Source organism: Dellaglioa sp. CoH-57-MRSF-21, assembly GCF_056781915.1.
In genome coordinates, this window is record NZ_JBXAXU010000005.1 from 64,578 (window position 1) to 85,532 (window position 20,955).

Below are 20,955 nucleotides of genomic sequence, written 5' to 3' on the forward strand. Positions count from 1 at the left end.
ATCATTATGTCATGACTAAATTACGAATGTTCGTTATAATAGAAGTATTACGAACTTATTTACTATCTAAATTTTCGAGGAGGGATTCTATTGCTCGAACAATCGCCGTTACTTGCTAGAGAAAAAGTGTTACGTGATCCTATTCACGATTACATTTATGTGCAACATCAAGTTATTTTAGATTTAATTAATACTAAAGAATTCCAACGTTTACGCCGAATTAAACAGCTCGGTACAACTTCATTAACTTTTCATGGAGCGGAACATTCACGTTTCACCCATTCCGTGGGTGTTTATGAAATCACACGTCGAATCTGCGATAATTTCCAACGAAATTATCCAAGCAAAGAAGCTGGCGACGGTTTATGGGACGACTCCGAAAAATTAGTGGCGTTATGCGCTGCTCTTTTACACGATATCGGCCATGGTCCATACTCACATACTTTCGAGCACATTTTCAAAACGGACCACGAAGCTATCACTGCTCAAATTTTAACTGATCCATCAACTGAGATTAATCAAGTTTTAGCAAAAGTTTCTGCTGATTTCCCAGAAAAAGTGGCAAGTGTTATTCAAAAAACGTACCCTAATCCACAAGTTGTCCAATTGATTTCGAGTCAAATAGACGCTGATCGAATGGATTACTTATTACGTGATTCTTACTACACTGGTACAAATTATGGTACATTTGACTTAACTCGGATTTTACGTGTGATGCGTCCTTATAAAGGCGGGATTGCATTTGATATCAATGGGATGCATGCCGTTGAAGATTATATTGTCAGCCGATTCCAAATGTACGTCCAAGTTTATTTCCATCCTATTTCTAGATCAATGGAAGTTATTTTAAGTCATTTATTAAATCGGGCTAAATACCTATACGAAAATAATCGCTTAAGTGCCGAGGATTCACCAAAATTATTGATTCCACTTTTTAAAAATGAATTTTCATTAGATGATTATTTACAATTAGATGACGGTGTTTTAACCACTTACTTCACGGAATGGCGTCAAAATACTGATAATATCTTAAGTGACTTAGCTGTCCGTTTCCTGGATCGCAAACCATTTAAATCAATCAAATTTGATGAAGAGACTGTTGATTTATTACCTACTCTAGAACGTCTTATTGAATCAGCTGGCTTTCAACCTGACTACTATACGGCAGAAAATGACAGTTACGACTTACCTTATGATGCCTATGATCCAACCAAAGATAAGCCGCGCACCCAAATCGAATTAGCTCAAGAAGATGGTTCACTTGTTGAATTATCTAGCGTCAGTGACCTCGTTGCTTCTATTACTGGTAAAGTATCAGGCGACCGTCGTTTCTTCTTCCCAAGAGAATTAGTAAAATCAGAGAACGATTTATTCACTGACATTTATACACAATTTAGAACTTATCTTAATAATGATACTTTAATCAACCCAAAGGAGAATACACAACATGACAATTAAATTAATCGCAATCGATATTGACGGTACTCTCGTTAATGATAAAAAAGAAATCGCCCCAGAAACTATTACTACTATTAAAGCTGCTAAAGCTGCTGGCATCAAAGTTGTCCTTTGTACCGGACGTCCTTTAACAGGCGTTACAAAATACTTAGAAAAACTCGGTTTAACATCAGATGATGATTTTGTTATTACTTTTAACGGTGCTTTAGTTCAAGTTTCAGGCTCTGGTGAAGTTTTAATTCATCATACGTTAGATATTAATGATTACAACATAATCGAAGAAACAAGTCGTGAATTAAACGTCCATGTTCATGCTGAAGATCAAGCATTAATGTATACACCTAATGCTGATATCAGTGAATATTCTGTGGCAGAGTCATTCTTAGTTCAAATGCCTATTCGTTTCCGAAAACCTGAAGAAATGGACAAGAATATCGTCATTTCGAAAATGATGTATATTGATTATCCTGAAGTTATTACACGTGTCGTTAAGGAATTACCCGCAAAAATTACCGATAATTATTACTACGTTCAAAGTGAACCTTACTTTTTAGAACTCCTAAACAAAAATGCCAGCAAGGGAAATGCCGTTATGTCCTTGGCTGATAAATTAGGTTTCACCAAAGACGAGGTTATGGCACTTGGTGATCAAGGTAATGATTTATCAATGATCCAAGCAGCAGGTCTAGGTGTTGCCATGGGTAACGCCATTCAAGAAGTTAAAGATAATGCTCAAGCAGTAACTGCTACTAACGTTGAGTTAGGTGTTGCTAAAGCAATCCAAAAATATGCATTAGCTGATTAAATAAATTAAAAACGGACCTAACTTTGAATAATCAAAGTTAGGTCCGTTTTTTTGGCGAATTATCTTCTAAACAACAATCGCATAAATTCTCTAAAAGATAACTTTGATTGCTTAAATTGTTTATATAATGATCCAGCATTTTCTGCAAATCCACCATCTACAAAGTATGCTCCTACAGCAAAACACAAAACGATGATAATACCCAAAAAAATATTCATGACATCATCTCCCTAGTTTAAATAGTCACTAATACAGCAATCAAAATCAATAATGCACCAACAATAAAACAACTACGCATCAATGGTGATATTTTAAGCGGACGATTTTTTTTACTTCCTACACTTTTAACATCAATTTTACGTTCATTATAATCTTCTTTAGATTCACCTTTATCTCGTCGTTTAAACCAGCCAGCGAATAGTTGTGCTTGGCTCAAAATTAATATAATGCCGACTAGAATTAATATAATGCCAATATAAAAATATACATTAGATAAAGAAAAACTATCCCCTCCAACACGGATCCAGATAATCGCAGTAATGATTGCCAGTACACTTAATAAAAATGTGACATTCCTTTTAGCCTGTTTCATGATAGTTAGTTCCTCGCTCGCTTTTAATTTGTGCTTTGATTATATCATTCAAACCTATTAACTCACAATTTTCAGTTCACTTATCCTATAAAATCCGTTATACTTTAAGATACAGTTAACCAAATTAAAGGAGACTCATCAAACATGTTAAAAGAATTTAGAGATTTTATCACTCGCGGAAATGTGATGGATTTGGCAGTCGCTGTTATTATTGGTGGTGCATTTACAACAATCGTTAAGTCTTTCACAACTAACATCATTGGTCCTATCATTGCACTTGTCGTCGGTAAAGTTGACTTGTCAGGGATCGTTCTCACAATTGGTGATACAACTTTCAAAATCGGACAATTTTTAGACGATGTCATTAACTTTATAATCGTAGCCTTTGTTATCTTTATGTTGCTTAAAGGAATCACAGCACTTAGAAATGCAACAAGTAGATCTAATGATAAGGAAGAAGAATCTTCAGAAACGACATTAACACCTACAGAAGAATATTTAAAAGATATCCGTAACTTACTAGCTGAAAGAGATAGTGACTTACCTCGAGAAGCATCAAAAAAAATTGAAGAAAAAATTGCAAAAGAAGACTAAATAATAATTAATAAAAACTTGATTCTGATTTTTAATCGGAATCAAGTTTTTTTATTTTACTTATATTTTATCTTTTTTACATCACATTTTCTTCACAACTACTTGTTATGATAACTTCATACCTTAATTAATAACTTTTAAATTTTAATTTATTTCCCCGAATAAATTAATTTAACTCATAACTAATTTCTCCCCTGAAATTAATTATCTCTACTCCCTTTTTCCGTCAGTCTCCCCGGACTGACGGTTTTTTTATACCCTTAAAATTAAAGTGTATCGACTATAAAATCATAATATTCAAGCGTTATAATCTGTAGTAATAAATAACAATCTAAGATTATTTTGGTCCCCCTTTTTAACATTACGAGTACTGTCTCTAATTAAATATACGTTTGAAGTCTAAGTTTAATGCCCAACCTAATTGGTTATATTCTCAGATTAGACACAAGACTATTCTGAGAATCGATTAGCTCTATAATAAATTAAAAAGAGAAGTCTCCAGATTGATTTCTGATTACTTCTCTTTTTAATTAGTTTTTATTCTATTTTTTTAACTTTTTTTCTAGTTCTAATATCTTTTTTGTTGTTAATTCATTAAGTTTAGCAGAACTAATTATTACTTTTCGTCTAGCTTTCTTATATTTATATAAACATACACATAAGTAAATGTAGAAAGCAATCCAAATACAAAATAATACTAAAGGCATAACAAGATAAACTAGATCATAACTATTCATTATTTTTCCCTTCTAATCTACTTATTTGTTCTTGTTGCTTCTTTTCCACATCATTAAGTTCGGTAATTTCTTTTTTATATTTCCGCATTTTTAAAATCATAAATACAAGCGTACCAATTAATAAAAATATTAATACTTTTATCTCAAATTCTATCATATTCTTCTCCTTCTATATTATTAAGGAACCTACAAAGACTATGAAAATAGTAACTAAAGTTACCCCAAGTTCTGCCCCAACACTAGTTACTGTACTAGACGTACTAAAAGCCATAGATATTTTGGGTAACTCTCCTGCATAATCAAAGTCAGGCTCTCTAAATTTTTTAATATAATATTATAATCTTGTACCGGATATGGATCACTCCCTATTCAATTAGACTCTTCATAAAGTATCTTAATTCCATAAATTATTTCACCTTTAATTAATTGACTAATTATTCAACCCTTATTCAATCAAAATATTATAGAATAGACTTGATAGGTTACAAACAATTCAAATGAATCTTTAATTTTCATTTACCTTCTGCTAGCCTTAAACAGTCTTATAAGTTATAATTTAACAATTCTTGAGCTAAAAGAACCATAGCAACACTTTCTTAAACTATATTTACTACCTTTTAATATACACTTTATCAATTTTAAAGGGTAGTAGAAAAGTTGTATTTAATAATCAGCTCAAATAGTGCTTTATTCTAAGAAAATCTTTATGTAAAAACTACTAAAATATTATATATCCTATACTTTCACCCCACAAAAAAAGTAATCATATTTTATCCTTTTTACGTCACATTTTCTTCACAACTACTTGTTATGATAACTTCATACCTTAATTAATAACTTTTAAATTTTAATTTATTTCCCCGAATAAATTAATCTAACTCATAACTAATTTCTCCCCTGAAATTAATTATCTCTACTCCCTTTTTCCGTCAGTCTCCCCGGACTGACGGTTTTTTATGTTGAATTTGAATACTTTAAGAATAGTAAAAAACAGCCCTAGCATTACCTGCCGGGACTGTCTAAATTAATTTAATTTACCTAGTGATATTCACTTAAAATCACTTTGATAGATATATTTTATATTAGTACCTGGTTTGGACGAAGTTAAAAACACTAAATTAAAAGAACGATTACCAGAGCCTTTTCTAATAATTGCTTTTAAAGTCTTATGATTTATCCCGACATGCAGCGAAGAATCAGATTCACCTTTTTCATTAAGCATATCAGATTGGGTCACATCATAAGAACTATTCATAACAAATAGCCCTCCGAGTGGAAAGTCACCATCTTTTTTTGATTCAATATCGACATCAATACTGTCATTGTAGTAAGCTTCGTCTGAGTCTTTAGTGACGTGATGCTTGATTTTAGTAAATACAAATTTTTCATTTACTATTTTTTGATGATTAGATGTTACAAACACATTCTTAATTTGACTGTTTTTATATTGTTCGGTTACTGCTGCATGAGCATTCCATAACCATACAGCGCTTGCTAGTAAGCAGATGCCTCCCAAAATAAGTAATCCTCTCTGACTTAGTTTCCACGAATTTTTATTTTTCATTTTAGAATAACTCTACCTTCTGAAATGTGAATGATTTTATCACTCACTTCGTTTAAGAAAACACTATCATGATTAGAAATAAGGATTGTTTTCCCTGCTGCTTTTTGATCGATAATTAACTGACGCAAAAAGTCTTTTCCACTATCGTCTAGTGCATTACTAGGTTCATCTAATATTAAAATAGGTGCATCATTGATTAAACAACAAGCAATTGAGGCCCTTTTCTTCATTCCTAATGAATAGTGTTTAATCGCACGCTTATCATTAGGATCTAGTCCAACATAAGTTACCATTTCGTTCAATTCATTCTTAGTCATTTTATGACTATTTAGTTGATTAATTAAGTCCAAGTTTTTAAGAACTGAAAAATCTTCTAACATACCAATACTATCCATAGAAAAAGCAATGCTGCTTGAAAAAAGTTCATCTACTCTGATATATTTTCCATTAACCCAAACTTCACCTTCAGTAGGCTTTACAAACCCAATAATCGTATTAAATATCATGGATTTCCCAGCACCATTTGGCCCACTGAATCCACAAACGATTCCTTCTTCAATTGATAAATTGATATCTACTAAAATATCTTTTTGCTTAATTCTTTTGGAAATGTTTTTCAACTCTATTATTTTCATTTTTACACTACTTTCTTTAAATAAAATCAATATCTTTAATTTTTATAAGTGAGATAATGATGCAACTCAATATAATCGTTAATAAAATTATAATGTTAACCGAATTATGATTAGGGTTAAATCTAGAGAGCATTGTTGCGTCTATAATGGATATGTGAGAAATATAAACATCTAATATTATGACTGCTAAACTCCCTATTAAGGGTAGTATAAAATCATCTAATAAAAATGACGCTGTTGATAACAATACAAGATAGGTGAAACTAAATATAAATAGATAACTATAGAAAGCTAAATGTGAGATACCAAAACCGTTTATAATCACTATCAAAAAATAAAAAAAACTATTATAAATTCCTAACATCAATAAATTGCTAAATAAATAATTTTTATATCCAATATTATGTAGAATTTTAAAATCTGATTTCCATAGTAACATTTGTGAATTTCCAATAGCTAATGCTGGAGAAATCACAAAGATGAACCAAAATAAAGGAAAAGATTCTCCCTCAGTATCTAACGAAGCACCATATAGTAAGCTCGTCATACCACTCACTTGATCTCTTTTGCACAATATGATCATCATCGTTAGCATAATAAAAATGAGCACCGTACGCCATTTAGAATAATAAATCGTTAAATAAATATTTCTAAAAACTAAGATACTGAAAAACTTCAATTTATAGAGTATTCTTTTTTTGATAAAATCCATCTTTGAAAAACCTCCAAAATAATAAAAAAGAGTAGTATAAAGAATATATTTTGAATTAAATATAACGTGTTAACACTATATCCAAGACTGATTATGCCATGATTAAAAAACAATCTAATCCCTCTTTCGTTCAAAAATATTTCTAATTGATAATAACCATAAATTAAAAATAACGATATAATTTTATTTCCTGTGAGGCAATAAAAGGACGCTATTAAATTATAAAAAACATACATTGCGATAAAATAAATAACCATTGTAACTAGCTGATAGCCATTTATATTATATTTTAAATTATCCTTATTTAAAATTAAAAAAAGGATTCCAGAGATAACAAATGCACAAATATATATGGCATAAAAGTAATTCACTTGTACTCTCAAAAAAGAAAAAGGTTTTCTTATATAATACATAATTGGAAATTTAGAACCCTGAAAGGGTAATAATATCAATATTGGAAAGAAAAGAATCATTATATTTTCAATATTTAAACTATTTTGTAGTCCTCCTTGGACTACGTCAATAAAGGAACTATTCTTTTCATTACCTAAAAATAAATAATATTCAAAAAGAGATAAAATAATTAATAAACAGAACGTAAGAATATCTATTACCCAGTCACGAGACCGTTTAGTTTTTAAATATATTTTAAATAATCGCATTACGTTTTACTCCCATAAAATTAAAAAGATAAGCTACAATGAGAACCAAAAACAAAATCCCCATAATAAATGATAAAGGAGGTAGGCCCTCCGCGGGTCCTCCTACCATAGGAAGCGACAAAGGTGCAGCAAGATAAAAAGGAAATACAGCAGCTAAAACACTTATAAATAAGCACAGTAAAAAACTAAAACTAACCACACTATAAATTGTTTTTACATATAAACTAACACTCGCGGCAACTACAGAAAAAACACCTGCGAACAAACCTGCAAGTAAAATATAAAATAAAATCCCCGTATATGATTGCTGGAAAAGGTCCTTCATAAAATATGTTGAATTCGATGCAAGTCCCAGATTATTATTTAATACAGCATCTAATGGTTGATTAGGGAATAAACACCATGCTACTAATAAATCCAATAATAAAGGTAGTATCCCAATCAAAAATCCTGAAATAAAGCTTAAGCTAAATGAATGAATAGAATAATTAATAATTCCCTTTTTTTGTACATATTGTTTAATAAAACCTGTTTGTTTATCCTCGAAGACAATTAGATTCAAACCAATCACTGAAAATAAAGGTAATAACAAATAAAATAAAGCTGAAAAATCGCTACCAGTACCACCTATACCTATCCATGTTGTAATCACAGTAAAAGTTAAATTAGAACCATCTAGATAAGTCCTATTAGGTAACATATCCATAGACACGTGAACTACTATTAAAGCAAAACCCACTAATATGCCATAAAAATATTGTTTCTTCGCCATACGCGACAGCCAATAAGAATTCATTTTTTTCACACCAATCTTTTATTTTAATATAATGCGTAAGAGAGCACATTATTTCTTCTTATCTATCAGGTTTCCAATTACCATCAGCACTACCATATGCATGAATACTATTTACAATATATGCATTGTTTCCTGTTCCATACCACTCTACTAAATAATTAGTTAATTTTGTCTGTCCTTTAGATTTAATAACATATTTTTTTCCTTTAGAAACAGATACATTTCCTGTACGACCAGCCTTATAAGAGTGTCCCCAAGCTTCCACACGTATTTTTCCCGATATCTTTTTGATGTTTAATTCATACGCAGTTTTACTCCACTTTTGAATTCTATAAGTTTCGTCCCAAGGATCATTCCATCTATTAGCAAGATGAACATAATTCGGATTGTTAGCCTCTACACGATCTGAACTTAAAATTGCTATACCAAAAACACATATTGCAACTAAAATAAATGACATTAATTTTTTCATAAAAACTCCTTAAAATTCTCCCTTACGCATTTAATATTATATATAAATAATTAACTCAAAACAATAATATTCAAGTTAAAAAAGACTTTTATAATTTATATATAATATAAAATTAATGCTAATATTAATAAAAAATCACTTTAATGTTGTTTATCATTCTTAGTAAGATCTATTAAGTCCTAAGATATTCAAGTAAACAGACTGCTTACTACTCTAACGTACTAACTACGAGAAGAACTTTCTTCCTTTTTACGTCACATTTTCTTCACAACTACTTGTTATTATAACTTCATACCTTAATTAATAACTTTTAAATTTTAATTTATTTCCCCGAATAAATTAATCTAACTCATAACTAATTTCTCCCCTGAAATTAATTATCTCTACTCCCTTTTTCCGTCAGTCTCCCTGGACTGACGGTTTTTTTATGTCCTAAATTTGGATACAAAAAAAGTTAGACAACATTAGTTATCTAACTTTCTTAACTTTATTTTTCATTATGGAAACGATTTTTAAATAATGGACTAACTGGTTTGTTTTCATGAATTCTCGTGATTGCATCCCCAATTAATTGACCCACTGAAATTTGAACTAATTTATCAATTTTCTTATCTTCAGGTAACTGAATTGAATCTGTTACGATAAATTGCTTAATAGGTGATTTTGCAATTCTTTCAACAGCTGGACCTGATAAAACCGGATGAGTTGCACTTGCGTACACTTCAGTTGCACCGGCATCCATTAAAGCCTGAGCAGCAAGCGTAATTGTTCCTGCCGTATCAACCATATCATCAATTAAGATACAACGTTTGCCTTCAACGGTACCAATAATGTTCATCACTTCAGCAACGTTAGCTTTAGGACGACGTTTATCAATAATTGCAATAGGTGCTTTCAAGAATTCTGCTAATTTACGAGCACGTGTCACTCCACCATGATCAGGTGAAACGACAACAGAATCTTTATCTAATCCTTCGGTTAAGAAGTAGTCAGCTAATAAAGGTGCACCCATTAAATGATCAACTGGGATATCAAAGAATCCTTGAATTTGAGCAGCATGCAAATCAAGCGCTAAAATTCTTGTTGCACCAGCTTTTTCTAACATGTCAGCAACTAATTTTGCTGTAATTGGTTCCCGTGAACGTGCTTTACGATCTTGACGAGCATAACCATAGTAAGGAATAACGACATTAATTGATTTAGCACTTGCGCGACGCAAAGCATCAATCATAATTAATAATTCCATAATATTGTCATTGACGGGTGCAGATGTTGATTGAACAATGTAAACATGATCTCCACGAATACTTTCTTCAATATTAATTCTGATTTCACCATCACTAAAGCGATCTACAGAGGTTTTACCTAATTTAACACCAACAGCATCAGCAATTTTTTCAGCCAATGGTTTATTCGAGTTCAAAGCAAAAATTTTCAACTTTGGATCAAAATAATGTTCTGACATATGTGCCTCCAGTTATTTAATTTTCCCTACTTAAAATTTTAAATATTAATCAAGTAAATTGCAAGTTAAAATCCGATAAGAATTCGCTTACTAATCAATTTCTGGTGCATGAGCTACTGGTAATTTGTCAAAATAACCTTTTTTATTCACTTGACGACCACGAGCAATACCCATATCGTGTGAATCAATATTATCTGTAATTGTTGATCCGGCAGCGATAAATACATGATCACCAACTTCTAGTGGTGCAACTACATTAGATCCACTACCAATAAATGAATGATCACCAATGTTGGTATGGTGTTTATTAACGCCATCATAATTAACAAAAACGACGCCGCAGCCGACATTAATATCTTTACCTAAAGTGGCATCCCCGACATAAGTCAAATGACCAACTTTAGTACTCTTACCGATAGTTGCATTTTTAATTTCTACAAAATTACCGATATGAGCAGCTTCACCAATATGTGCTTGAGGACGTAAGTGACTGTATGGTCCAATGTTACTCATTGTTTCCATTTCAGAATCTTCAAGATATGATGACGTAACAGTTACCTTATCATGAATAATACTATCAATAATTTCAGAATGAGCACCAATGACACAATCTTCACCAATGACTGTATTACCTTTTAAGTAAACGCCTGGTTCTACAATTGTATCTGAACCAATTTTAACATTATATTCGATGTAAGTCGTCTCAGGATCAACTAAAGTCACACCATTGCGCATATGTTTTTCGTTAATCCGGCGTTGCATAACTTTAGTTGCAGCAGATAAAGCCACACGATCATTTACACCCATTGATTCAGAGAAATCTTTCATGCGGTAAGCTGCGACTATCTTACCTTGTTTTTTAAGAATTTCCATAACGTCAGTTAAGTAATATTCACCTTGTGCATTATCATTTGTTACTTCATGTAAAGCTTCAAATAAAGTTTTATTATCAAAACAGTACACACCTGTGTTAATTTCTTGAACATTAGCTTCTTGAATTGTGGCATCTTTTTGTTCAACAATTTTTTCAACAATCCCAATATCATTACGAATAATTCGACCGTAACCCGTTGGATCTTCTGCTTGTGCTGTTAGAACAGTTGCAGCAGCACCTTTTTCTTTATGATATTCAAATAATTCACCAAATGTTTTGGCAGTAAGTAACGGTGTATCACCATTAGCAATAATGGTCATACCCTCTTTATCTTTTAAGATTTTTTCTGCTTGAAGGACAGCATGACCAGTTCCCAATTGTTCTGCTTGAAGAACATATTCTGAGCGATTGCCTAACGTTTCTTCAACCTGCTCAGCACCATGTCCCACAATAGTAACAACTTCATCCATATTATTTGCTTCAATTTCCGATAAAACGTGGTCAACCATTGGACGCCCAGCAATCGGATGTAACACTTTATATAGTTTAGATTTCATTCTTGTACCTTTACCGGCAGCAAGAATAATGGCATATTTAGCAACTGTCATTAGATAGTCTCCTCCAATTATATTCTAATATTCTACCTTAATAATAGCTTAAACCCGTATGCGTTGCAAGATTTCGAATAAATATGCTTACTTTATTCGAAATTAAAAAACACTTGATTTTAAATTATTATTGGAATTTTCTAAAAAAAACTTAATGTTAAATTTAACATTAAGTTTTCATATAAATTATCTATTAACTTTTTATTTTTTAAATGTTTTTGTTAAATAATTTCCTTCACTAACATGAATGGTTTTGTCTGTATGATTAATTTCATCAACTTTTAACAATGAACTATAATCATCAACAATTCGGTCACCACTAAAGGCGCCCTCAGCGAAAACGGAAATACCGACTAAGTTTGCTTCAAACTCTTCGATTAAACTCTTCATTCCGTTAACTGTGCCGCCACCCTTCATGAAATCATCTACGATTAATACGTTAGCACCACGTTTTAAACTACGCTTTGATAATTCCATTTTTTCAATACGTTCACTCGAGCCAGATACATAGTTAACACTAACGGTTGAACCCTCGGTAATTTTTGAATCGCGACGCACAATAACAAATGGCACATTCAAAAATGTTGAGACACTTTGTGCGATGGGTACACCTTTAGTTGCAACTGTCATAACGGCATCAATTTTTTGGTCTAAGTACTCTGTTGCAATCAAGCGTCCTACTTGACGTAAAACGTCAGGACGGCCAAGTAAATCAGATAGATAGACATAGCCACCAGGTAATAACCGATCTTTTTCTGATAACTCCTCAGTCATTGATTCAATAAATTCACGTGCTTCTGCTTCATCAATAGATGGAATAAAACGTGCACCGCCAGCTGCGCCAGGAATTGTTTCTAGCGTTCCCGTGCCTCGCTCTCTAACTGTACGTTTTACAATCGCAAGATCTTCACTGATTGATGATTTAGCTGATTCATAGCGTTTTGAGAAATACGTCAAAGAAACCAACGTATGTGGTCTTTCTAGCAAATAACGAGTCATATCAATTAATCGATCGCTTCTTCTTGTTTTCATATATATATCAGGCCTTTCTTTTAAACATATCTAGTATTCAAAGTGTGATTTTCATTATAACCCGTTTTACCGAATAATAACAGTAAAATGCCAAAATATAATTATTAACGTTCGGTTTTTAATGATTTTCTAATAAAAAAACAAGCTATTTTTAAAAGTAGCTTGTTGATTGTTAATATTCGGTTTTATTTTTGTTTATTAATTTGAAGTCTAACGGATATAACTTTAATAATACTGCATATAATGAAAATCGTAATGAATAATAGCGTAATCGTTGCGCCAGGCGGTGTATTAAATTGGTAAGATGACATTAATCCGCCAACCATCCCTATTACACCAACTATCACACCAATTATAATAACCAGATTAAAGCTACGACCCAATCGCATTGCAATTGCTGCAGGTAAAATCATAATTGCAGAAACGAGTAGTGCCCCGGCAATTGGCATCATTATAGCAATCGTCACACCTGTAACTGCGTTAAAACTAATTGACATCAATCTAACCGGTAACCCTTCAGCAAAAGCCGTCTCTTCGTCAAAAGTTAAAACATACATTGGCTTTTTGAATAGTAGGAAGAGAACGACAATTAATACAGTTAAAATTGCTAAAATGATAACCTGCGCTGAACTAATCGTCACAATTGAACCAAATAAATATTGCTGTACACTCATTGAACTGGCACCTTGATTTAAACTCATTAAAACTAAGGCAATTGATAGTCCGGCAGACATCATAATGGCAATTGAAACTTCTGAATACGTACGGTATAAATTGCTTAAAAATTCAATTAAAACTGAGGCAATTAAAACCACAATCAGTGTGGTAATTGTTGGATTAATATTAACAAACAATCCTAACGCGACCCCTGCTAACGAAACGTGTGACAATGTATCTGCCAAAAGCGATTGCCTTCTTAAAACTAAGAATAATCCCAATAACGGCGTAATTACTGCCATTAAAAGTGAAGCAATTAAAGCTCGTTGCATGAATCCATCGAGAAACATCTCCATTGTGAGTCCTCCTTTCTAACTAATTTAATGTGACGATCAATATATTCTGAAACATCTTCATGATCATGCGTTATCATCAAGATACCTTTATGATGCGTATGGGCTTCATGTTGTAATAATTCGTAGAAATCGTGACGCGATTGTTCATCCATCCCTGTTGTTGGTTCATCTAAAATAAATAAATCAGGATCTGCTGCAAAAATACGGGCTAAACAAACACGTTGTTTTTGACCACCAGATAATTCACCAATTTTATGATTCTTAAAGTTCCACATATTAACTGTTTCAAGTGCTTTTTTTATATGTTCATGATCATTTTTATTCAGACGTCTTAACCAACGATTTTGTTGGTAACGGCCTGATGCTACTAGTTCATATACTGTTGACGGAAACCCCGCATTAAATGATGAAATCTCTTGTGGGATATATCCGACACGTAATTTTTTATTATCTAAATTAGTTTTAGAAATTTCAGCAGTTCCTTTAGCCGGATGTAATAGGCCAAGTACATTTCTAATTAAAGTTGATTTTGCAGCACCATTTTCACCAGTTAAAATGACAAATTCACCCGAATCAATGTGGAAATTAATATCTTGTAAAACAGGTTCTTCATCGTAATAAAAGGTAAGATCTTTGACTTCAATATATTTCATCTATTCTCCTTATTTAACAACCGTTTTTAACGATTTTAAATTATCTTGCATAACTGAAAGGTATGTTTCTCCATTTTCGATTTGAACTTTTGATAGTCCTTCAATTGGATTCAATCCTTTAACCTTAATATTTGTTTCTTTAGCTAGCATATTCGCAATTTTACTAGAATCATTAGATTCAGTAAAAATGGTATCTACATGATACTTTTTAATATACGTTTGTAGCTCTGCCAAACGTCTTGGACTAGGTTCTTCATCCGAAGAAATACCCGCAACCGCAACTTGCGTTAGTCCATATTGTTTTGCCAAGTAAGCAAATGCAGCATGTTGCGTAACAAATGTTTTATTCTTAGCATTTTTAAATGTCGTTTTATATTCTTGATTTAATTCCGTTAATTTTTTCAAATAAGCATTTGTTCGTTTTACATAATACTTTTCATTTTTAGGATCTTGCTGAATTAATTCATTTGAAATGTTTTTAACCATTTTTTTTGCGTTTTCAGGATTTAACCAAATATGAGGGTCATAATTATTAGTCGATGAAAATGAACTTTCCTCTTCTTTATTAGCTAATTCAGCCTCTTCACTTTTCAATTCTTCGTTCTCATCAATCATTTTAATTGAATGACTAGAATTTAAAATCTGCGTTTGTTTTTCATCAATACTTGATTTCAAACTTTTAACCCACGTTTCCATATTATTACTACTATAGATAAAGATATCTGACCTCGCAATTTTACTAATATCCTTTGCACTAGGTTCGTAATCATGCGGTTCTGTCCCGGCAGGCATCAACATTGTTATATCTGCGTTATCGCCTGCAACTGCCTTAGTAAATTCATACACTGGGTAAAATGTCGTGATAACCTGTAATTTATTAGACTCTTTCTTAGTTGCCCCTTGCCCACACCCGGTCAATACAACAACTAACATCGTGAGTACTATGCTTACTAAAATTAATTTTTTTTGCATGGTTTCTCCCTCATTTTTTCAAATCGTAATCTAAATAGTAATCAATACCATTACCGACAAATATTAGAATATCATTTTAGGTACAGCTACGTCAACTTTTTTAAGTGTCACTACGGTGTTAAGCTGTCATTCGTATAAGTTCATCTTGTTATAATAACTGTATTTAAAGTCGACCTGTCAGCAAGTGAACCGTTTCCAATTTAAAAGTGAACTATATCATTAGAATTAAATATAATTTACTATTAATATCTTGCGCGCAAAAAGACGCAACATCATAACTAACCATTAGTTACGATGTTGCGTCTCATTATTTTATCTGGTAACTCTTATTTTACTCTAGAATATCTTGATATAATTCTAATCCTAGCCTATTCATTCCCGGAATCTGCTTATCTTCAGTTCCCGATTCTGACATCGCCACAACTATAAATGCCTTTTTATCTTTTTCTATAATGGCAGCATCATTTTGAATACCATATTCGTTGTATTCGCCTGTCTTATTATAGACTGTAACACCAGTTGGTAAGGACGATGGTAATTTAGTTAGATTTTTATTTTCTTTTAGTAAATCTAGCATTGCCTGATCCGATTGGTTAGACACTAATTTATGATTATACATTTTTTTAAGAATTTTACCCATATCTGTTACTGACGTTTTATTATCGATTCCTGAATTAAGGGCATCTGTATCCATCATTTTTCTTTTAATTGTTGTATTAATTGCGCCTAATTTTTTAATTTCTGTATTAATTGAAGCAAATCCACCAAGTTTATCAATCACAATATTTGCAGCAGTATTATCACTGTCATCAATCATTTTTTCTAATAATTCTTTATATGACAATCTAGTACCTGCGCTCATATTCTGGATTTCTCCCGTTCCACCGACCTTATCCGATTCTGATAAAACATAGCTATCCTTTAGGTTGATGGTCCCTTCTTTTTCCATAGAATAAGCTGTAATTAAAATAAATAATTTAATCATGCTGGCTGATCCTTGCGCATGATTATTTTCAACTACCGGTGCACTACCATCTGTTAACGAAACGTAGACCGAATTTTTTCCATCAACGTCATCCATATATGTTGCAATATCATTCTTAATTTTAACTTTATTTAGTACTAAACTATTTTCTGAAGATTGCGTTTTTTCCGATGTTTTCTTTTCTTTTGAGCTAGATACTGCAGTAGTTGTTTCCTTCGTCGGTACACTATCTTTGTGCGTTAACTTTCCAGCTATAAGATAACCGCCACCCGCTATAATAACAAGTAAAATAATTCCTAAAACTATTTTCATCGGGTTGTTATTTTTAGCTCGTTTTTCTGTTATTTCATTGTTTACTATTGGCGCTGCTACTTTATTAGTATCTTGCGCTTTCGGATTAAATTTAAAGCCACAATTATTGCAAAATTGATCCTCAACCTTATTTGCTATGTTGCATTGCGGACATGTTTTCATAGGAGCAACATTTTTATTTTCTAACGGTTGCCCACAATTATCACAGTATAATGCATCATTTTCATTCTGAGACCCACATTTCGAACAAATTTTCATATCTTCACCTCGTAATTTTTAGGACTTTAACTTATCCTTCATTACATCCCTATTTTTTCTATATATGTACTCAATATCTGTTACTCATAAACTAACTATCAACACTTATGTTTCCTCCATACCTTTCCCCAAATATGGCTTTTATTCTCCCAAAGACAATCCCCCATTTTCTTGCAAATTAGATTAATCTAACACGCTACATTAAATCATGTCTTAGTTATAAAGTTAACCTATATTAGGTAGTATGTAAATAGAAGGATGCGTTCTTAACTAGTCGCTTAATTAGTCATTATCTCCAATTTTTTAATAAAAAAAAGTGCTATCACAAAGTGACAACACTCTCTTCCAACAATAGCTGTACTAAATCCACTAATCTTTAATTTCTGCACCCAGAGAATCCTTAAAATGTGACAGTGCCCATACATGTCCAGCTTGATTAAAACTAGCTGTCGCCTTTTCATGAATGACAATCTTATAGCCCAAATTATATGCGTCAATTGCGGTATGCAAAACACAAATATCTGTGCAAACACCAATTAAATGCACTGTTTCAATTGACCGAGCTCGTAATCTTAAATCTAAATCCGTTCCCGCAAAAGCACTATATCTCGTTTTATCCATCATATAAACATTTGATTTATCTTTATGCGCCTGATACCAAGGCTCCAACTCACCATAGAATTTACGACCGTTTGTACCTGCAATATTATGTGGTGGAAATAAATTAGTTTCTGGATGAAATGGGTCATTTTCATAATGAATATCAGTTGCTAAAACAACATAATCACCTTTTTGTTCAAACTCATTCATTAATTCTATCACTCGAGCTTCAATCTCTTGAGCAGGTTTTCCCGCCGTTAAGTGTCCATCTGTCGCTACAAAATCATTTGTATAGTCAATTTCAATTAAGGCTTCCACAAGTTGTCCCTCATTTTCAGTTGTATTTAATGCCTTCAACATAACAAATTATGCTAATTATCGCAATAAAATCAACTTAACGGTCTCACTAGGTAGACCTCTTCACAGAAACCTTTTAAACTATTGTAGACGTGCTGTGCTCGACTTTTTTTACGACATATCGCAAATACAGTTGGGCCTGATCCACTCATTTCTGCTGCATCTGCCCCAAATTTTATCATTTTTTCTTTTAAACGTGTAATTTCGGGATGACGTTCAGCTGTAATCGGTTCAAGCGCATTACCTAGATTATCAATTATGGCATCCATATCGTCGTCCTCAATTGCATTCACAACGGCGTTTACATTTGGATGAGTGAGTCGCGTATAATCAATTTGTCTAATAATAGTTGGTGTTGAAACACTAATCTTAGGTTTTGCAACCACTAACCAAACAGGGGGTAAGTCTTTTAAAATAGCAATCTTCTCACCACGACCCGTTACATGAGCCGTTCTACTATAAACGCAGTAAGGCACATCAGAATCAATTTTTAAACCAATTTTTGCCAACTCTGCTAAAGATAAATTGAGTTTCCATAATTGATTCAAAGCACGTAAAACGGCTGCTGCATCTGATGAACCGCCACCTAGCCCAGCAGCAACTGGGATTTGCTTCTTGATATGTATTTGGGCACCTTTTTTAATCTGAAATTTATCCTGTAAAATTTTTGCTGCTTTATAGGCTAAATTTCGGTGATCACACGGTAAAAAACCACTATCAGTTTCCACTGTAATGTCCGTTCGATCGTCTAGCGATTTGATATGTAAGTAGTCTGCTAAATCAACTGATGTCATCACCATTCGCCATTCTTGTTCACCATCTTGATGGTTAAATGGGGTGTCTAAACTCAAGTTGATTTTAGCTGGGGCTTTTTCACGAATCTCCATGTTCTCACCTAATCCTATAAGTCCTTAATTAACTCTAATTATACTAATTATTTCTAAAAATAAAAGCCTAAGTTAAGATGTTCTAAAAACATCCCTACCTAGGCTTTTATACTTATTTTTAATCTTCAAAATCAATTTCAATATTTTTTGTTAATACGTCTGTGTAGCTATATGAAACGCGCTCGAATGAATTCTCATCTTGGTTTAAATCGACTACAAAAATAGCTGGGAATGTTTCGCGTAAAATCCCTTTACGTTCTGTAGTTTTCTTTCTACCGGCTTGAGCAACTACCGTTAAATTTTTTCCGACTTGGGCATCTAGCGTACCTTTGATGCTGGCTAAAGTTTCTGGCATGATGGGCTTCACCTTCTTATGTGAAACATCATACCATAGTTTCACAAGATTTGCAATTATACCACATCGAACATCAGTAGTTCAATAAGAAGTTAATTAAATTTCTCTTCTACTTTGATAAGATTGTTAGATAAAACAATAAATTCATGAATACTTAGTTTTTCAGCACGAATTTGAGCAGAAATTTCTGATGCATCCAATGCTGCTTGTAACGCTTCACGAATTTCTGGTGTTTTACCATAAATTGATTGTAAATTATTCCATAAACTTTTACGTCGATGTTGGAAACTTCCTTTAACTAATTTAAAGAAGACCTTTTCACTAATTGGGCGTTCAACGTCGCCTTCTTTTTGATTCAAAACAATAATAGCTGAATCAACATTAGGTTGTGGAATAAAGACGGTTCTTGGAACAACGAATGCGACTTCAGCATCCATTTCATATTGAACGGCTACCGTTAGTGATCCATATGTACGACTACCTGGATCAGCTGCAATTCGTTCTGCCACTTCTTTTTGCATCATAACAACGATTTTATCTAATTTAACCGCCGTTTCTAGTAAATGCATGATAATGGGCGTTGTAATGTAATAAGGTAAATTAGCGACTAATTTTAATGGATGCTGTCCATCAAAATGTTCTTCTACTAACGCTGGTAAATTAGCTTTTAAAATATCTTGTTCCACGATATCAACATTATCATATGGACTTAGTGTTTCGCCAAGTACAGGAATCAAATTTTGGTCAATTTCAATTGCTAAAACATGATGTGCACGTCTTGCTAATTGTTCAGTCAATGACCCAATACCAGGTCCGATTTCGATAACGTCATCTTCAGCCGTAATATCTCCGGCGTCCACAATATTCATTAGTACGTTTTTATCTGTTAAAAAATTTTGGCCTAAACTCTTTTTAAAAGTTAAACCATAAGTTTCCATAATTGCTTTAGTTCTAATAGGTGAAGCAATGTCTGGCACATCATTGTTAGCCATGTTTTTCCTCCGTTATTGTCTCGTTAATTTCTTGCAATGCGTCGACGAACTCTTCTGGTGAAATTTGAAATAGTTTCAATCGATTGTATAATTGTTTTCCATTTGTGTAACCAATTTTGAGATACTCACCTAATTTTTCACGCTTAGCTTTGGCATCCGGTCCGGCAATCAATCCTGCCGTTTGTAAATCCTCTAAGCTGATCAATGTTTCGCCATCAGGCATTTCTGTATACAAATGATCTAGCGCTTCACGAATCGCTTCAACTGAAGCATGTTCAACGCCTAAACTCCCTTTATGATCTGGGACAGCTTCACTTTTTTTCAGAAAAGCATGCTGTACATTTGGAACGCGTGCTGAAATAGTTTTACGAATTTTTTCACCAGAAAAATCAGGGTCCGTAAATACAATTACGCCTCGAGTTTCTTGCAACAGTTCAATTTGATCTAACGTTTCGTCACTAATAGCTGAGCCACGTGTTTCAATCGTATCTGCATTAACAGCTAAATGGATACGTTTTGTGTCATCGCGACCTTCAACTACGATTACTTCTCTAATTTTCTGCAT

The 20,955-nt window shown here is 32.7% G+C and carries 24 protein-coding genes; 3 read left to right on the forward strand and 21 right to left on the reverse strand.

Going from position 1 to position 20,955, the window contains the following annotated elements:
- The first annotated feature begins 90 nt into the window (after positions 1–90).
- Positions 91–1,458 carry an HD domain-containing protein gene (locus tag AC1RPQ_RS06335; protein WP_481761777.1) on the forward strand — a complete coding sequence of 456 codons (1,368 nt, stop codon included), beginning with the start codon at positions 91–93 and terminating at the stop codon, positions 1,456–1,458.
- Positions 1,448–2,263 (forward strand): sugar-phosphatase, encoded by an 816-nt coding sequence (yidA, locus tag AC1RPQ_RS06340; RefSeq protein WP_409021948.1) that lies wholly within the window; start codon positions 1,448–1,450, stop codon positions 2,261–2,263. Before AC1RPQ_RS06335 ends, yidA begins: the two co-directional genes overlap by 11 nt.
- 59 nt (positions 2,264–2,322) lie before the next feature.
- Here the strand turns inward: yidA and AC1RPQ_RS06345 are convergent, their stop codons facing one another.
- Together AC1RPQ_RS06345 and AC1RPQ_RS06350 are read right to left on the reverse strand one after the other, a co-directional pair.
- Positions 2,323–2,481: a hypothetical protein gene (locus AC1RPQ_RS06345; RefSeq protein WP_481761778.1), complete on the reverse strand. Its 159-nt coding sequence runs from the start codon at positions 2,479–2,481 to the stop codon at positions 2,323–2,325.
- A gap of 17 nt (positions 2,482–2,498) precedes the next feature.
- Positions 2,499–2,855 (reverse strand): DUF3899 domain-containing protein, encoded by a 357-nt coding sequence (locus AC1RPQ_RS06350; RefSeq protein WP_481761779.1) that lies wholly within the window; start codon positions 2,853–2,855, stop codon positions 2,499–2,501.
- Between the two features lie 144 nt (positions 2,856–2,999).
- Between AC1RPQ_RS06350 and mscL the strand changes: the two genes are divergently transcribed.
- The gene (gene mscL / locus AC1RPQ_RS06355) at positions 3,000–3,449 is read left to right on the forward strand and encodes a large conductance mechanosensitive channel protein MscL (RefSeq protein ID WP_409021944.1); all 450 of its coding nucleotides are present in this window, start codon (positions 3,000–3,002) and stop codon (positions 3,447–3,449) included.
- Between the two features lie 729 nt (positions 3,450–4,178).
- Here the strand turns inward: mscL and AC1RPQ_RS06360 are convergent.
- From AC1RPQ_RS06360 to rnmV, 19 genes are all read right to left on the reverse strand, one after another.
- Complete coding sequence (locus AC1RPQ_RS06360; RefSeq protein WP_481761780.1) at positions 4,179–4,343, reverse strand: hypothetical protein; 165 nt, start codon at positions 4,341–4,343, stop codon at positions 4,179–4,181.
- An 891-nt stretch (positions 4,344–5,234) separates the two neighbouring features.
- Positions 5,235–5,750, reverse strand: a complete 516-nt coding sequence (locus AC1RPQ_RS06365) for a hypothetical protein (RefSeq protein ID WP_481761781.1) — start codon at positions 5,748–5,750, stop codon at positions 5,235–5,237.
- The gene (locus AC1RPQ_RS06370) at positions 5,747–6,385 is read right to left on the reverse strand and encodes an ATP-binding cassette domain-containing protein (protein WP_481761782.1); all 639 of its coding nucleotides are present in this window, start codon (positions 6,383–6,385) and stop codon (positions 5,747–5,749) included. Before AC1RPQ_RS06370 ends, AC1RPQ_RS06365 begins: the two co-directional genes overlap by 4 nt.
- A gap of 16 nt (positions 6,386–6,401) precedes the next feature.
- Positions 6,402–7,097, reverse strand: a complete 696-nt coding sequence (locus tag AC1RPQ_RS06375; RefSeq protein WP_481761783.1) for a hypothetical protein — start codon at positions 7,095–7,097, stop codon at positions 6,402–6,404.
- Positions 7,061–7,759, reverse strand: coding sequence for a hypothetical protein (locus AC1RPQ_RS06380; RefSeq protein ID WP_481761784.1), 699 nt, complete (start codon positions 7,757–7,759; stop codon positions 7,061–7,063). Before AC1RPQ_RS06380 ends, AC1RPQ_RS06375 begins: the two co-directional genes overlap by 37 nt.
- Entirely contained in the window at positions 7,746–8,555 is an 810-nt protein-coding gene (locus AC1RPQ_RS06385) for a hypothetical protein (RefSeq protein WP_481762192.1), read from the reverse strand. The genes AC1RPQ_RS06380 and AC1RPQ_RS06385 overlap by 14 nt, the downstream gene beginning before the upstream one ends.
- Positions 8,556–8,613: 58 nt before the next feature.
- Positions 8,614–9,027 carry a hypothetical protein gene (locus AC1RPQ_RS06390; protein ID WP_481761786.1) on the reverse strand — a complete coding sequence of 138 codons (414 nt, stop codon included), beginning with the start codon at positions 9,025–9,027 and terminating at the stop codon, positions 8,614–8,616.
- Positions 9,028–9,514: 487 nt separating this feature from the next.
- Positions 9,515–10,492 carry a ribose-phosphate diphosphokinase gene (locus AC1RPQ_RS06395; protein ID WP_481761787.1) on the reverse strand — a complete coding sequence of 326 codons (978 nt, stop codon included), beginning with the start codon at positions 10,490–10,492 and terminating at the stop codon, positions 9,515–9,517.
- 90 nt (positions 10,493–10,582) lie between these two features.
- Positions 10,583–11,974 (reverse strand): bifunctional UDP-N-acetylglucosamine diphosphorylase/glucosamine-1-phosphate N-acetyltransferase GlmU, encoded by a 1,392-nt coding sequence (glmU, locus tag AC1RPQ_RS06400; RefSeq protein ID WP_481761788.1) that lies wholly within the window; start codon positions 11,972–11,974, stop codon positions 10,583–10,585.
- A gap of 201 nt (positions 11,975–12,175) precedes the next feature.
- On the reverse strand, positions 12,176–13,006 hold the full coding sequence (gene purR / locus AC1RPQ_RS06405; RefSeq protein ID WP_409021938.1) for a pur operon repressor: 831 nt from the start codon (positions 13,004–13,006) through the stop codon (positions 12,176–12,178).
- A gap of 185 nt (positions 13,007–13,191) precedes the next feature.
- Positions 13,192–14,019 carry a metal ABC transporter permease gene (locus tag AC1RPQ_RS06410; RefSeq protein ID WP_481761789.1) on the reverse strand — a complete coding sequence of 276 codons (828 nt, stop codon included), beginning with the start codon at positions 14,017–14,019 and terminating at the stop codon, positions 13,192–13,194.
- Positions 13,980–14,672, reverse strand: coding sequence for a metal ABC transporter ATP-binding protein (locus AC1RPQ_RS06415; protein ID WP_481761790.1), 693 nt, complete (start codon positions 14,670–14,672; stop codon positions 13,980–13,982). Before AC1RPQ_RS06415 ends, AC1RPQ_RS06410 begins: the two co-directional genes overlap by 40 nt.
- Before the next feature lie 9 nt (positions 14,673–14,681).
- Positions 14,682–15,644, reverse strand: coding sequence for a metal ABC transporter substrate-binding protein (locus AC1RPQ_RS06420; RefSeq protein ID WP_481761791.1), 963 nt, complete (start codon positions 15,642–15,644; stop codon positions 14,682–14,684).
- A 331-nt stretch (positions 15,645–15,975) separates the two neighbouring features.
- Positions 15,976–17,199, reverse strand: coding sequence for a serine hydrolase (locus AC1RPQ_RS06425; protein ID WP_481761792.1), 1,224 nt, complete (start codon positions 17,197–17,199; stop codon positions 15,976–15,978).
- 369 nt (positions 17,200–17,568) lie between these two features.
- Positions 17,569–18,159, reverse strand: coding sequence for a cysteine hydrolase family protein (locus AC1RPQ_RS06430; protein ID WP_481761793.1), 591 nt, complete (start codon positions 18,157–18,159; stop codon positions 17,569–17,571).
- Positions 18,160–18,188: 29 nt separating this feature from the next.
- Positions 18,189–19,043: a 4-(cytidine 5'-diphospho)-2-C-methyl-D-erythritol kinase gene (ispE, locus tag AC1RPQ_RS06435; RefSeq protein WP_481761794.1), complete on the reverse strand. Its 855-nt coding sequence runs from the start codon at positions 19,041–19,043 to the stop codon at positions 18,189–18,191.
- 118 nt (positions 19,044–19,161) lie between these two features.
- Positions 19,162–19,398: a Veg family protein gene (locus AC1RPQ_RS06440; RefSeq protein WP_409021932.1), complete on the reverse strand. Its 237-nt coding sequence runs from the start codon at positions 19,396–19,398 to the stop codon at positions 19,162–19,164.
- A 92-nt stretch (positions 19,399–19,490) separates the two neighbouring features.
- Positions 19,491–20,390 (reverse strand): 16S rRNA (adenine(1518)-N(6)/adenine(1519)-N(6))-dimethyltransferase RsmA, encoded by a 900-nt coding sequence (gene rsmA / locus AC1RPQ_RS06445; RefSeq protein WP_409021931.1) that lies wholly within the window; start codon positions 20,388–20,390, stop codon positions 19,491–19,493.
- On the reverse strand, positions 20,383–20,955 hold the full coding sequence (gene rnmV / locus AC1RPQ_RS06450; RefSeq protein WP_409021930.1) for a ribonuclease M5: 573 nt from the start codon (positions 20,953–20,955) through the stop codon (positions 20,383–20,385). The genes rsmA and rnmV overlap by 8 nt, the downstream gene beginning before the upstream one ends.

What these genes read in the sequence shown, in the direction of transcription:
- purR (WP_409021938.1), bottom strand. Translation starts at nt 13,006, where the DNA reads ATGAAAACAAGAAGAAGCGATCGATTAATTGATATGACTCGTTATTTG.
- AC1RPQ_RS06425 (WP_481761792.1), bottom strand. Translation starts at nt 17,199, where the DNA reads ATGAAAATTTGTTCGAAATGTGGGTCTCAGAATGAAAATGATGCATTA.
- AC1RPQ_RS06390 (WP_481761786.1), bottom strand. Translation starts at nt 9,027, where the DNA reads ATGAAAAAATTAATGTCATTTATTTTAGTTGCAATATGTGTTTTTGGT.
- AC1RPQ_RS06430 (WP_481761793.1), bottom strand. Translation starts at nt 18,159, where the DNA reads ATGTTGAAGGCATTAAATACAACTGAAAATGAGGGACAACTTGTGGAA.
- AC1RPQ_RS06370 (WP_481761782.1), bottom strand. Translation starts at nt 6,385, where the DNA reads ATGAAAATAATAGAGTTGAAAAACATTTCCAAAAGAATTAAGCAAAAA.
- AC1RPQ_RS06395 (WP_481761787.1), bottom strand. Translation starts at nt 10,492, where the DNA reads ATGTCAGAACATTATTTTGATCCAAAGTTGAAAATTTTTGCTTTGAAC.
- AC1RPQ_RS06380 (WP_481761784.1), bottom strand. Translation starts at nt 7,759, where the DNA reads ATGCGATTATTTAAAATATATTTAAAAACTAAACGGTCTCGTGACTGG.
- yidA (WP_409021948.1), top strand. Translation starts at nt 1,448, where the DNA reads ATGACAATTAAATTAATCGCAATCGATATTGACGGTACTCTCGTTAAT.
- AC1RPQ_RS06440 (WP_409021932.1), bottom strand. Translation starts at nt 19,398, where the DNA reads ATGCCAGAAACTTTAGCCAGCATCAAAGGTACGCTAGATGCCCAAGTC.
- rnmV (WP_409021930.1), bottom strand. Translation starts at nt 20,955, where the DNA reads ATGCAGAAAATTAGAGAAGTAATCGTAGTTGAAGGTCGCGATGACACA.
- AC1RPQ_RS06385 (WP_481762192.1), bottom strand. Translation starts at nt 8,555, where the DNA reads ATGAATTCTTATTGGCTGTCGCGTATGGCGAAGAAACAATATTTTTAT.
- AC1RPQ_RS06365 (WP_481761781.1), bottom strand. Translation starts at nt 5,750, where the DNA reads ATGAAAAATAAAAATTCGTGGAAACTAAGTCAGAGAGGATTACTTATT.
- AC1RPQ_RS06360 (WP_481761780.1), bottom strand. Translation starts at nt 4,343, where the DNA reads ATGATAGAATTTGAGATAAAAGTATTAATATTTTTATTAATTGGTACG.
- AC1RPQ_RS06420 (WP_481761791.1), bottom strand. Translation starts at nt 15,644, where the DNA reads ATGCAAAAAAAATTAATTTTAGTAAGCATAGTACTCACGATGTTAGTT.
- AC1RPQ_RS06375 (WP_481761783.1), bottom strand. Translation starts at nt 7,097, where the DNA reads ATGGATTTTATCAAAAAAAGAATACTCTATAAATTGAAGTTTTTCAGT.
- AC1RPQ_RS06415 (WP_481761790.1), bottom strand. Translation starts at nt 14,672, where the DNA reads ATGAAATATATTGAAGTCAAAGATCTTACCTTTTATTACGATGAAGAA.
- AC1RPQ_RS06345 (WP_481761778.1), bottom strand. Translation starts at nt 2,481, where the DNA reads ATGAATATTTTTTTGGGTATTATCATCGTTTTGTGTTTTGCTGTAGGA.
- glmU (WP_481761788.1), bottom strand. Translation starts at nt 11,974, where the DNA reads ATGACAGTTGCTAAATATGCCATTATTCTTGCTGCCGGTAAAGGTACA.
- rsmA (WP_409021931.1), bottom strand. Translation starts at nt 20,390, where the DNA reads ATGGCTAACAATGATGTGCCAGACATTGCTTCACCTATTAGAACTAAA.
- AC1RPQ_RS06350 (WP_481761779.1), bottom strand. Translation starts at nt 2,855, where the DNA reads ATGAAACAGGCTAAAAGGAATGTCACATTTTTATTAAGTGTACTGGCA.
- mscL (WP_409021944.1), top strand. Translation starts at nt 3,000, where the DNA reads ATGTTAAAAGAATTTAGAGATTTTATCACTCGCGGAAATGTGATGGAT.
- AC1RPQ_RS06410 (WP_481761789.1), bottom strand. Translation starts at nt 14,019, where the DNA reads ATGGAGATGTTTCTCGATGGATTCATGCAACGAGCTTTAATTGCTTCA.
- ispE (WP_481761794.1), bottom strand. Translation starts at nt 19,043, where the DNA reads ATGGAGATTCGTGAAAAAGCCCCAGCTAAAATCAACTTGAGTTTAGAC.